The organism is Pedobacter paludisoli, assembly GCF_052344095.1.
Taxonomy (GTDB): domain Bacteria; phylum Bacteroidota; class Bacteroidia; order Sphingobacteriales; family Sphingobacteriaceae; genus Pedobacter.
This window is the reverse complement of record NZ_CP179926.1, coordinates 1721799-1734639: the sequence shown is the minus strand read 5'-3', so window position 1 is coordinate 1734639 and position 12841 is coordinate 1721799. Positions and strand designations below refer to the sequence as shown.

At 36.7% G+C, this 12841-nt stretch carries 12 protein-coding genes; 6 read left to right on the top strand and 6 right to left on the bottom strand.

The features are described 5' to 3' along the window. Window positions 1-45: 45 nt before the first annotated feature. From ACJVDK_RS06815 to ACJVDK_RS06795, 5 genes are all read left to right on the top strand, one after another. Window positions 46-1212 carry a putative sugar nucleotidyl transferase gene (locus ACJVDK_RS06815; protein WP_443939530.1) on the top strand — a complete coding sequence of 389 codons (1167 nt, stop codon included), beginning with the start codon at window positions 46-48 and terminating at the stop codon, window positions 1210-1212. Window positions 1213-1269: 57 nt separating this feature from the next. Further along, window positions 1270-2031 carry a triose-phosphate isomerase gene (tpiA, locus tag ACJVDK_RS06810; RefSeq protein WP_443939529.1) on the top strand — a complete coding sequence of 254 codons (762 nt, stop codon included), beginning with the start codon at window positions 1270-1272 and terminating at the stop codon, window positions 2029-2031. Then, window positions 2031-2870: a 50S ribosomal protein L11 methyltransferase gene (prmA, locus tag ACJVDK_RS06805; RefSeq protein ID WP_443939528.1), complete on the top strand. Its 840-nt coding sequence runs from the start codon at window positions 2031-2033 to the stop codon at window positions 2868-2870. Before tpiA ends, prmA begins: the two co-directional genes overlap by 1 nt. A gap of 97 nt (window positions 2871-2967) precedes the next feature. Then, entirely contained in the window at window positions 2968-4320 is a 1353-nt protein-coding gene (locus ACJVDK_RS06800; protein WP_443939527.1) for a UDP-N-acetylmuramate--L-alanine ligase, read from the top strand. A 22-nt stretch (window positions 4321-4342) separates the two neighbouring features. Next, entirely contained in the window at window positions 4343-4669 is a 327-nt protein-coding gene (locus ACJVDK_RS06795; protein WP_443939526.1) for a helix-turn-helix domain-containing protein, read from the top strand. 263 nt (window positions 4670-4932) lie between these two features. On the opposite strand, the gene ACJVDK_RS06790 is transcribed toward ACJVDK_RS06795, so the two are convergent. From ACJVDK_RS06790 to ACJVDK_RS06765, 6 genes are all read right to left on the bottom strand, one after another. Continuing rightward, complete coding sequence (locus ACJVDK_RS06790; protein ID WP_443939525.1) at window positions 4933-6051, bottom strand: GNAT family N-acetyltransferase; 1119 nt, start codon at window positions 6049-6051, stop codon at window positions 4933-4935. Between the two features lie 73 nt (window positions 6052-6124). Further along, on the bottom strand, window positions 6125-6313 hold the full coding sequence (locus tag ACJVDK_RS06785; RefSeq protein WP_443939524.1) for a hypothetical protein: 189 nt from the start codon (window positions 6311-6313) through the stop codon (window positions 6125-6127). A gap of 86 nt (window positions 6314-6399) precedes the next feature. Continuing rightward, entirely contained in the window at window positions 6400-6966 is a 567-nt protein-coding gene (scpB, locus tag ACJVDK_RS06780) for an SMC-Scp complex subunit ScpB (RefSeq protein ID WP_443939523.1), read from the bottom strand. Between the two features lie 251 nt (window positions 6967-7217). Further along, a complete protein-coding gene (locus ACJVDK_RS06775) occupies window positions 7218-10124 on the bottom strand; it encodes a ligand-binding sensor domain-containing protein (protein ID WP_443939522.1) in 2907 nt (968 codons plus the stop codon). An 88-nt stretch (window positions 10125-10212) separates the two neighbouring features. Then, complete coding sequence (locus tag ACJVDK_RS06770) at window positions 10213-10995, bottom strand: LytR/AlgR family response regulator transcription factor (RefSeq protein ID WP_443939521.1); 783 nt, start codon at window positions 10993-10995, stop codon at window positions 10213-10215. A gap of 306 nt (window positions 10996-11301) precedes the next feature. Further along, window positions 11302-12381 carry an acyltransferase family protein gene (locus ACJVDK_RS06765; protein ID WP_443939520.1) on the bottom strand — a complete coding sequence of 360 codons (1080 nt, stop codon included), beginning with the start codon at window positions 12379-12381 and terminating at the stop codon, window positions 11302-11304. Window positions 12382-12551: 170 nt separating this feature from the next. Here ACJVDK_RS06765 and ACJVDK_RS06760 point away from each other — a divergent pair, with 170 nt between their 5' ends. Further along, a complete protein-coding gene (locus tag ACJVDK_RS06760) occupies window positions 12552-12830 on the top strand; it encodes a SelT/SelW/SelH family protein (RefSeq protein WP_443939519.1) in 279 nt (92 codons plus the stop codon). Window positions 12831-12841: the final 11 nt, after the last annotated feature.

Genomic DNA, 12841 nt, shown 5'->3' with positions numbered 1-12841 from the left:
GTCCCTTTGCGAAAAGCATCGGGACTTTTTTTATTTTTGTTGCTTATGATAATCAATCTGTTCGATGATTCTAGTTGGGAATCGTTAAGACCTCTTACTTTTACCAGACCAGTTGCCGATTTACGTATTGGGATATTAACCATTGCTGAAAAATGGGGCAAGTATTTAAAAGCTGATTTTGGTTTTAATACGCAAGAATACCTTTCGGTTAAATATCCTGCAAAGCAACACGCTACACTCTTTATTAATGGCTCCATTTGTCCGGATGAGGGTTTGCTGGCCGCGATATCCAATTTAAAGGATGAGGAGTGTTTGCAACAAGGTGATGTACTCATTGCTTTTAAAGCTGCGTCTTTTAATTTGCCTGCTGCAAAATTGTTGGAACCAGTTGTGTATTCAAATGCATTCCTGCATGTAGTTTATCCAGAAGATATTTTCTCAAACAACGGTGTTGAGTTAAAAAAGGATTTCGAACTTTTAACCAAGGGACGTACTTCGGCTTCGCTGAGTAGTACCAATACGTTTTTAGGAGATAATATCTTCATAGAAGAAGGAGCAACAGCCGAATGTTCTATTTTTAACAGCTTACAAGGGCCTATTTACTTGGGTGAAAATACCCAGGTTTGGGAGGGAAGCTGTATTCGGGGTTCTTTTGCTTTGTGCGATGAATCGTCGGTGAAAATGGGAGCGAAGATTTATCCAAATACAACGATTGGTCCATATAGCAGAGTAGGCGGAGAGATTAACAATGCCGTAATTTGGGGGTATTCATCCAAAGGGCATGAAGGGTATTTGGGCAATTCGGTAATGGGACAGTGGTGCAATATCGGTGCTGATAGCAATAATTCCAATTTGAAAAATAATTACGCTGAAGTGCGTTTGTGGGATTATGCCAAACAAAGTTTCCGTAAAACTGGTCTACAGTTTTGCGGTTTAATTATGGCCGATCATGCTAAATGTGGCATTAACACCATGTTCAATACCGGTACGGTTGCAGGTGTTAGTGCAAATATTTTTGGAGCGGGTTTCCCGCGTAATTTTATTCCTGATTTTGCATGGGGTGGCGCACATGGATTTGAGGTATACAGCATCAAAAAAATGTTTGAAACTGCAGAAAAGGTGTTTGAAAGACGCGATTTGCCTTTTAATGACATAGAGAAAGATATTTTAACCAAAGTGTTTGAATTAACACAATCAGAAAGAAGATTTTAACCTGACTTTACAAAAGGTTCGTACCTTCAAGAATAAAATTATACTAAACTTACATATATGAGAAAGAAAATAGTAGCCGGAAACTGGAAAATGAACTTGGATTACAATGAAGGTATTTCATTGTTCAGTGAAATTGTAAACATGGTTAGAGATGAGCGCAAAGGCGATCAGTTGGCTGTGATTTGTTCTCCATTTGTTCATTTAAACAGTTTGGCAAAATTAGGCGGTAACGATGTTAAAATTGGTGCTCAAAATATTCACGATAAAGAAAGCGGCGCTTATACCGGCGAAATTTCAGCAAAAATGGTGAAATCAGTAGGGGTAGAGTATGTTATTTTAGGACACTCGGAACGTAGACAATATTTTGCTGAAAGCGATGAATTGTTAGCGGCAAAAACAAGAATCGCTTTAGCGAATGGATTAAAACCAATTTTCTGTGTGGGTGAAACCTTAGATGAACGCAACGACGGTAGCTATTTTAACGTTTTGAAAAAACAATTGGTTAACGGTGTTTTCGGTCTTTCAGAAGAAGAGTTTAGACAAGTTGTAATTGCGTACGAACCTGTATGGGCCATTGGAACGGGTTTAACAGCAACACCTGACCAAGCGCAAGATATTCATGCCTTTATTCGCAGCGAAATTGATGCAAAATACGGTTTCAACGTAGCAGACGATACTACCATTTTATATGGTGGAAGTTGTAACCCAGGCAATGCAGCAAGTTTATTTGCACAAAATGACATCGACGGAGGTTTAATTGGAGGCGCATCTTTAAAATCACGCGATTTTGTAGACATCATTAAAGCTTTTAACAGCTAATGCAATATATAAAGGCAATATTTAACTTCAATGCTATTGAAGAATATCAGCAAGATTTGTTTATAAGCGAATTGGCTGATTTAGGATTTGATACTTTTGAAGATAGTGAGGGAGGCTTTACTGCTTTCATCATGAAAGATCAGTTTGAAGAAGCGAATTTGCAGGAGTTGATTGCAAATTATGCGGAAGATTTTACTGCTGAATACGTGTTAGAAGCGGTAGCAGATGAGAATTGGAATGCAGAATGGGAAAAGAACTTTAGCCCTTTGATTATTGATGAGGTATGCTATGTTCGAGCAACTTTTCATGAGCCTCAACCCAAGTATCCGTACGAGATTGTAATCGATCCGAAAATGTCATTCGGAACAGGACACCATCAAACAACCACCATGATGATGCAGTATATTTTAGCAGGCGACATGCAAGGCAAAGATATATTGGATATGGGTTGTGGTACGGCTATTTTGGCAATTTTAGCCGCCAAATTAGGTGCTAAAAATTTAGTTGCTATTGACTACGACGACATTTGCTACGAAAGTACCCTGGAGAATGCAGCTTTAAATGAAGTAACTAATTTACAAGCACTTTGCGGAAGTAAAGAAGTTATCCCAGATACCAAGTTTGATGTAATTTTTGCCAATATCAACCGAAATATTCTTTTAGACCAAATTCATCGCTATGCGGAGGTGTTAAAAGCAGCTGGAAAGATTTATTTCAGTGGTTTTTATTTAGAGCCAGATTTGGATATGATTAAAGAAGAGTGCACGAAATATAACATGCATTATATCGATCACAAACAAAATGGCGATTGGGTTGCGGCTCAATTTGAAAAGAAATAATTTTGATTTTTGAGCGAAAGATGGAAGGAATGAGCGTAGTTTGAACGCGTTTAAATTTCATTTTTCGCTCATTTTCATGCAAGTACAAGAATAAAATATGCGTATACATTTCATAGCAATTGGAGGGAGTGCCATGCACAACTTAGCCATTGCTTTACATAAAAAGGGTTTTCAGGTTACTGGATCGGATGATGTTATTTTTGAGCCGGCCAAATCGCGTTTAGATAAGTATGGCTTGCTGCCGCAAGAATTGGGTTGGCACGAAGACAGAATTTCGACCGATTTGGATGCGATTATTTTAGGTATGCACGCTAGAATTGACAATCCTGAATTGTTGAAGGCGCAGCATTTAGGCCTAAAAATTTATTCGTACCCGGAATATGTATACGAGCAAAGCAAAGATAAATTGCGTGTAGTAATTGGGGGTAGTCACGGTAAAACGACCATTACCAGTATGATTTTGCATGTGCTGAATCATTATAACCGCGATTTTGATTATTTGGTTGGAGCGCAACTTGCCGGTTTTGAAACGATGGTGAAAATAACCAACGAAGCACCGGTTATGATTATTGAAGGGGACGAATATTTATCATCGCCCATTGATAGACGACCAAAATTTCATCTTTATAAAGCAAATGTAGCCGTAATTAGCGGTATTGCCTGGGATCATATCAATGTATTTCCAACTTATGCAGATTACACCAGTCAGTTCGATAAGTTTATCGATACCATAGCAGAAGAGGGTACTTTGATTTATTGTCAAGTCGATCAGGATTTGAATGAAATTGTAGCCCATTCAAAAGCAGCGGTGAAAAGGGTAGGGTATGCCATTCCAGCGCATACAATTGAAAACGGAATTACGTATTTGTTGCCTCAAAGGACTCCTTTAAAGGTGTTTGGAAATCATAATTTGATGAATTTAAATGCGGCTAAATTGGTTTGTGCCGAACTGGGAATTGATGACGTGGCATTTAATCAGGCTATTGCTTCCTTTACTGGAGCTGCAAAGCGTTTAGAGTTAATTTCTGCCGATGATTCAACCAATGTTTATAAAGATTTTGCACATTCTCCATCAAAACTTAAAGCCACTATAGAGGCTGTTAAAACGCAGTTTACCAATCGGAAATTAGTAGCTTGTATTGAATTGCACACCTTTAGCAGTCTGAATAAAGATTTTTTAAATGAATATGCAGGTGCGATGGATCAAGCAGATGAAGCCATTGTTTTTATCGATTTGAAATCTTTTGAGCAAAAACGAATGACGCCTTTTAGCGAAGAGGATGTTCAGCAAGCTTTTTCAAACCCTCGATTGAAATTTTTTAATGATGCAGCTAAATTGAAAGCATATTTACTCCATTTAAATTATCAGAACACAAATTTGTTGATGATGAGCTCTGGAAATTATGCTGGTTTTGATTTACCTGAATTAGCGGCAGCATTGCCGCGTTAATGGAAAGTTGGAAATTTGCTGCATGGGAGTGAAGTGCATAGGAGAGAATATCAAGAAAACTAGATTAGCATTGGGATTAAGCCAAGGGGCTGCCGCCAAGTTATTAGCGATTTCTACGCCTGCTTTTTGTAAAATAGAAACCGGGTTAACGGATTTGAACATATCTCGTTTGCTCCAAATTGCCAAGACTTTTAACGTTTCAGTTTCTACATTGATTTCAGCTAGGAATGAAGGAGAAGGTCAATCAACTGAGGTGCTGCTTTTACAGCAGGAGTTGATAAAGAAAGAGGAGGAGATTCAGAAACTACGAAAAAAAGTAATTGATTTATATGATAAATTGGGGCTGTAGTTATGAAAGTGTTTTGTCATGCAGACGAAGGAAGCATCTCCTATAAGGAATTCTTTTAGGGCTGTGATTAAGAACAATACCTCTTGCAATCTCATAATCAATCCTCTGTTGTAACCAGCATTCATCATTGAGATTCTTTGCTGCGCTCTCGATGACAGCTGATTTTTTTGTTTGCTATGTTATGAAGATAACGTTCTACGCCCTCCGTGTAAGATACTCGATGTTCTCTGCGGTAAAAATGAGCACATCACCGCTATTTTGATTTAAAATACTTTTCGCATGGTGTAATGCCTTTTACCTAGGGTTGCGCCCGTTGCAGTATGGATGGCTAACATTTTATCATTAAAATCGCCTACCCAGCTCAATTCTAGCTCTTTGTATTGATTTTTTGGTAGTACGTATTCTCCTAGGCGAATAAAGAGTACCGATTCTAAACCATGTTTTTGATAGGCGTTTTTGGTTCCCATTACAACCGCACGCATGCGCGTTACACCTTTCCATCGACGGTAGGCAAACTTTAATTTTTCAAGTAAGCCGAGTTTACCATGTAAGCCTTTAATCATTTGGTTGGCATCGGGAATCATCACAATAAATGATGCAGGTTCGCCATTGTAATACGCAAATTGAATCAACTGCTCATCCATGATGGGCTCCATACTTTTAAAGCTTTCTTGAAGCGTTTCTTTTTTAATGGGCACAAAGTTTTCGAAGTCTTTCCATGCATCGTTGTAGATTTCCATTAAATCGTTAATGTATTTATCTGCACGGTCTTTATGGAAATATTCGAAGGTATAGCCCGGTTTATTGCGTACCCAGTTGGCAATTTTAGTAAAACGCTCAGGAAAAGGAATGGTAAGGTTAACATGATTGGTTATTTGCTCATAAAGTTTGCTAAAACCATACGTTTCGAATAAGTTTTGATAGTACGAATGATTGTAATTCATGCCAAATGAAGGCTGCGTAAAACCTTCGATTAGTAAACCCCAAAAGGTATCGTTTTCACCAAAATTAATCGGGCCATCCATTGCTTTCATGCCGTTTTCGATTAACCAGTTTTTGGCTGTATCGAACAATTGATTAGCCGCTTTCTGATCGTTGATACACTCAAAGAAGCCAATGCCACCGGTTGGTTGATCATAATTAAAGGCTTTCTTTTCATTTATAAATGCAGCAATTCTGCCAATCAGTTTCCCTGAATCGTTTTTTAATACCCAGCGTGTACAGCTGCCGTGATTGAAAAAGTTGTTTTTTTGAGGATTAAAAACATTTTCAATTTCGGTATCCAACGGACAAATCCAATTAGGGTCGTTCTTGTACAGGATTTTAGCGGTATTTAAGAAGTCTTCGCGCAGGTTTTTATTGGAAACAGGTACTATTTGCATGGGGTATGTTTAAAATAAAAAGCATCCTGCCAACCTGGCGGATGCTTTTTCAAATATATAAGTTTTTTAATGATTAATAATCGTCGTCATCATCATCAAAGCTATCAAAATTATCTAAATCGTCTAAAGGTAAATCGAAGTCATCTTCATCTTCATCATGCGATTTTTTTGCAGGTTTTACATCTGCATCTTCAAATTCATCATTATCTTCTACCGGCTTCTTGGTAGTAGGTTTTATCGGGGATTTCTTTGGCGCTTTCATTACACAAAAATAAAAATTGCTTTTATACTTTAAAATTACAAAAAAAACTTTTTTAATAACAGATTGAAATAAAATAAATTAAAATTTTAATCTGCTTTTTCTCCGACAGAATTTTCCTCTTTTGGTATGTCTTTTAACTGCGGAAGTTGATTTAAATGGTTCAAACTAAAGTAATCCATAAACAAAGAACTGGTGCTGTATAAAATTGGTCGGCCTGGTGTGTCAGCTTTTCCGTCCATGCTAATCAATTCTTTTTCCAGCAGACGTTGCACCGAGTAATCAGAATTTACGCCTCTAATTTGTTCAATTTCTAGTTTGGTTATGGGTTGTCGATAGGCGATAATGGCAAGGGTTTCCATTGCAGCTTGACTTAATTTTTTCTTAGACCGATGCAATTGCAACTGGTTTACCGTTTCGTGGTATTCCTTTTTGGTTAAAAATTGATATCCTTTATTTAAATTCACCAATGCGATGGCTGTATCGGCTTTTTTGTATTTCTCTTGAATGGCATCGAGGCATTCAAAAACGATTGCTTCGGTATACTCTTCGTTAAAAACGGCATTAATGGCTAATAAAATCTCTTGCATGGTAATGCTCTGAACGGAAGAGAAAATAAGGGCTTCAATGTGTTTGGTTAAGTCGTTATTAGGCATAAACAAAAGTAAAATTTTTAGGCAAAAAAAAAGCGGTCTCGCTTTTTTAAAACAAGACCGCTTTCAACACACAAATGAAACCTGAATTAAGATATAGTTTAAGGTTAGGTTATTAAATATCTATATCAATTCTATAAGAACGTTTTTGATAAACACTATCGTTTATTTCTAAAGCAATTTTAAGGCTATTTTGCCTAACCCTTAAATATTATTTGTGAGTGGTATTAATAATTGAGTAAACGGTAAAAATGTTATTTTAATGGAATAGAAATGGATACAGTTGTTCCGCTAATGGCATTTTGCCGTACATTTAAGTGTATGGGTTTTGCTTCAATTTGACCTAAAAGATTTAAACGTTCTTTGGTTAATTGCATTCCTTTACTAGTATGGGTCTCTTTTTTATCTTTTAGCGATTGGTCAATTCCAATTCCATCATCGATGATTTCGATGTGTAAATAGAGTTCTTTTACCAACTTAACGTTTATTTTAATCTGTCCACCACTTTCTTTTGGCATGATGCCATGCCAAATAGCATTTTCAACATAGGGTTGCAATAACATAGATGGAATAAAAGTGTTTTCTGTATCTATCTGATCGTCAATGTTAAAGGAGTACGTTAGTTTGTCGCCAAAGCGATTTTTTTCGAGTTTGAGATAGAGGTTTAAGTATTCTAATTCTTCTTCGAGTGAGATATAACTTTTGGTACAAATCTCCAAATTTTTACGAATAAGCCGGGCAAATCCGGTTAGTATTTTATTGGCTGAAGCGGTATTTTGTGTATTGATGAAATGTTGAATAGAGTTCATTACATTGAACACAAAATGGGGGTTCATCATGGCCTGAAGCGCTTGCTGTTCCAGTACCAAAACTTTGTTTTTGATACGAAGTTGCTCTTGTTCTTTGTCTTTTTGCTTTCGGGTGATGTTAACGGCTACACGATAAAAGAAGTAAGCCACTAAAAGGATTAAAATCGATAAAAACCAAAGGCTTTGCCAAAAATGTTTTTTGATGGTAAAGTTAATTTTTGCCGCGGGCCCCCAACCACTGTTCTGGCTACGGGCACTTACTTCGAAGGTGTAATTACCCGGTTGAAGTGAAGAGAAATCCAATCGGCGTGTACGGGTTTCAATCCAGGGAGTGTTTTCATTTAGCCGATAGCGATACGAAATTTCACTCGTGGTAAAATCAACAGCACTGAAGGTAAATAGGATGGTATTGTTATCCGGTTCAAAGGTGAAATTATCTTGATTAATGGGCAATCGTTCTTTATCTCGGATGATGGAAGTAATGTAAACCTTTGGTAACTCTCTACTGTGGTCTATATTTTTGTATTTGAAGAGAATTAAGCCGCGGTTGGTGCCGAAATAAGCGGTGCTATCATCTATGTACAAGCTGTTAATGTCGTCGCTTAATAAATCTTTACCATAATCGAAATTTGTTACCCGTGGCGATTCTAGGTAATTGGTCACTTTGTTAACCCCCTTGTTAGTCAATACCCATATTTCTTCATTTTTAACAAAGAGTTTTGTACAACTGTTATTGCTTAAGCCATCCTTGATGGTTATTTGACGTGTAATTTTAGCGTCCTTGTAGAAAATTAATCCATAGCCATCGGTTGCTAAAATTAAGGTTCCATCCGATAGTTGTTGAATATCGTTAATCCGCTTGGTGAGGAGGGGCTTTTTTTCGTAATGTTTGATTAATCGGCCATTGGAAAATTGTGATAATCCATTGATGTTTGAAAACCATAAATTGCCGGAAGCATCGTAAAAAACGTGGTAGGAGCGGTCTTTGAAAAAATCTTCTTTTTCTTTGTATTTCAGTGAGTTAAATTCAAATCGGTTTATCCTGTCGGATAAAAATACCACCCCTGAGGACAATGCAAGAGCCAAATGACTGCTGTTTTCGCTTAAACTAAAATGTTTAATAACGAACATCGAGTTATTGGATTCTTTCAGGTATTTAATGTCGGGATTGGGTTTGTAAATATTGGTAAATACACCCATTCCGTAATCGGACGAAAAATATACCGATTGATTTTTTGCATCGTAGGCAATTTGTTTAACGGTTTTGTATTTCTTGAAATCGTCTAATCCAATTTCCTGTAATTCGTAGTTTTTTAGGGATAAAATATCAATTACAGCATCATCGGTGCCTAGCCAAAGGCGGTTTTGAGAATCCTTTGTAATACTCTTAACCACATTGCTACTTAAACCCGATTCAGCATCAATTAAATATAGCCTTGAATTTTCGTTGGGTAGCATATAAATGCCTTGATTGGTTGCAAACCATATATTTTGATCGGCATCTTTTATGATCTGATTAACCGAAATATCTTGAAGGTATTGGACGGTTTTGCCACTTTTATCCAATGCGAAAGCGCCATTTGCATTGGCCAACCAAACTTCCTGCGTTTGACTATTGTAGTAGAAATATCCCGTTGTATTTTTAATTAAATTCTGTGGGATGGAAATGTTATGAATGATTTCATTGTTTTTAAGTTCTTTGAAACCAACGCTGTCCACATAATACATGGAATTAACATCTGTGTTTTTGGCAGTCATGTACGACAATGGGGAGACCGGCGATTTGATTAATTTGAACTGATTGCCATCAAATTTTTGAACACTTAAATCGGCATAAGCATAAATATTTCCTTGTTCATCCTCATGAATGAACGAATTTATAAACGAATTATCGCGGTATTGGGATACATATCTTTTTACAGAGTTCCCATCCCAACAGGCTATTAGATTTGCATTCGTTCCGAGCCAAATTCGCCCTTTTTTGTCGATATGAAAGGAAATGATAACCGTATTGAAGTTTAATTTTTTTAATAGCCTATCGTTTAAACTATTGTAAAATTTCCCGTCTTTGAAATAACTCAACTGACCATTTAATGCAAAGAACCAAACACGTCCGTATTTATCTTCGGCCATTTGGATAATTTGTGTGTCAGACAACCCATCCTCGATGGTAAAGTTTTGGAAGTTTGTTCCATCAAAGCGACTAATCCCGTTGTCGGTTGAGACCCAAATAAAACCCTTTTTGTCTTGCAAAATATAGTAGCAATTGTTGCTCGCCAGTCCGTTTCGCGTGTTGTAATGCGGTAAATAAGTAGTTTGTGCGTATGTCTTTGAATGATTTATAAAAAGCAAAAAGAGACCTGTTAAAACATAAAAAAGCTGTTTTTTGTGTTTCAGGAGTACTTTCTTTAAGCTGCCCACAGATGTTTTATGTTCTAGATTAATCACTACTGACTTTGGTAAATGCTTTAATTTTTTCAAAAAAATCGCTTGCTCGTCTTCGCGAGATACTAATGCTATCGCCACTGGTTAAAACGACTTGCAAACCATTTTTGGAGTTGTACTCTTTTAAGTAATTTAAATTGATGATATTCGATTTATGGACCCGAACAAACTGTTCTGTAGGTAAGAGTTCTTCAAATTCGCGCAATACTTTTGAAACGGTAATTTTTTCGTTGTTGATTAGATTAACAATAGAATAATTACTATCCGCCACAATGTAAATAATTTCATCCACATCAATCATTTTAAAGCCTTGTCCGTATGGAAGCGTTAGTTTTCTGCCTTCACTTTTGGTACTTAAGGTAGTGGCAAGGTTGCTAATTCGGTCATCACTTTGGTTCGAATTTCGGTATATTTTGATGTGTTCTGAAACTTTCTCTACCGCTTGGATAAGCTCATCGATGTCGATTGGTTTGAGCAGGTAATCGAGGGCATTTGCTTTGATTGCTTTTAATGCATATTGGTCATAAGCAGTGGTAAAAATTACGGCAGCTTTGTGTTTTTGTGCTGCTGGAATTAGATCGAAACCACTTCCGCCGGGCATTGCAATGTCAAGAAAAATTAGGTCGATACTGTTTTTTGCTAGTAATTCCTCTGCTTCGGCAACCGAGCGCGCGATGCCTATTATTTCAACCTGTTGGCAGTTTTGTTGGAGTAAAAAAAACAGGGATGAACGGGCAAATTCTTCGTCATCAACAATTATCGCTTTTAATTTTGTCATACAATTTCAAACCCTTTTTAGGATTAATTTATTGGTTTTTCCGTTTAAGCTTATTTTTTACTATCTGTACAAGTGAAAGTATTGAAAACACCGCGTATTATAAAATCAAGATACAAAAAATATGCTTTTCATTCATGTGTTTTGATGGATAAAAGGTTTAAAGAACTAATAATTAAACGGCTATATTTTTTTAAATTAAGCACTATTTTTCAAATTAGTTTAAACCATTTTGATGCAGCGTGTAAATAAGTTTTAATTATTCGGTCAAATAATCACCAGCAATAAAATTATATCGAACGGAGAAATCTATTTTTTGCTTTTTAGGTATTTACGCAAAGGTTCGTCGTAAAATACCATTGCCAAATAGGCAAATGCGAGTAGAATGATCGTTGAAATGGGAACGATGTAAGAAACTTGCTCCATAGTGGGCTTGTATTTTTTACAATAATCTAAAAAGATCCAGATGACAGCATAGTGGGTCATGTAAAGTGGGTAAGATATTTTTCCGGAGAATTGACAAATTTTCGTTAAGCTTTTGCTTAAGGTTGCTCCAGCGCCTAGGCTAATCAATAATGGGAAAAACAAAAGAATAACGAGTGCCTCTACATACCAATTCCATTTCTCGCTGAATGGAATAACAAGTGCGAAGATTAATAATAGAGATAGGCTAATGAAGCCTAATTTTGATTTAAGAATGAAGTTGAAACGATGGATGAGCATCCCGGCAAGAAATGAAAAGAAAATTCTGGCTCCTCCATCCCAAAAGTTGTCAATGCTCCACCCTCCGCTAAGCCCTTTTGCTTGGTGCGATACATAAACCAAAACAACAGCAGCCAATACCGTTAGTGCGGCTAGGTATTTTCGAGCCAAGCGATATAGGCCAAAAGCATAAAAAATATTGGCAATGTATTCCCAAAAAAGCGACCATGCAGGGGCATTAAAACTAAAAAGATTGAAACTGCGTTCAGGCATTGCACCAAACGGTATAAGTAGGAGCGAAGTAATAAAAATTAAAAGTGTTTTTGATGTGCTATAGCTGCTGGCAAGGTCACTTACGGGATTATAAATGAACGTTAATAAGCCTAAAACAGAGCCTAGGATTACCAGCGGATGTAAGCGAATTAAACGACCTTTAAAAAACGATTTTAAACTGATGCTTCCCATTCTTCCGTCGTAGGCATATGCTATTACAAAGCCCGATAAACAGAAAAAGAAATCTACCGCTAAAAAGCCATGAGCTAAAAAGTTATCCTCATAGCGTGGAATCACCATTTCCAAAAAGTGAAAAATAACAACACAAATGGCAGCAATCCCTCTTAATCCGTCAAGAATTTCAAAATGTTTTTTTGGAAGTAGATTTGCATTAGAAAAATTCGTGTCAATCATATTTTTTACAAGGCTTTTTGATTAGAAAATTTTCCAAGTTTACTAATTTTTCATTAATTGAAGATGACGATGTGGATAAAAGGCATAAAAATTGGTTTCTTTTAAGGTGTTGAACAAAATTTACTTCATTTTGGGATATTTAACACCTATTTTAGCAGGAAGAGAAATATATGAAAAAAGGAATATCAATTGAGTATTGCCCTAAATGCGGGTGGTTATTGCGTTCGGCTTATATGGCGCAAGAATTGTTAACCACATTTGCAGATGAAATAAAAGCTGTTACCTTGTTGCCAAGTGAAACGGGCGGAACCTTTATCATCAAAGTAGATGCAAAAGTGATTTTCGACAGGAAAGAAATGGATCGTTTCCCTGAAATTAAAGAGCTGAAACGCCTGGTTAGAGACGAGGTAAGTCCGGAGATGGATTTAGGTCATACCGATAAAAAGTAGTGTTAAGTTTC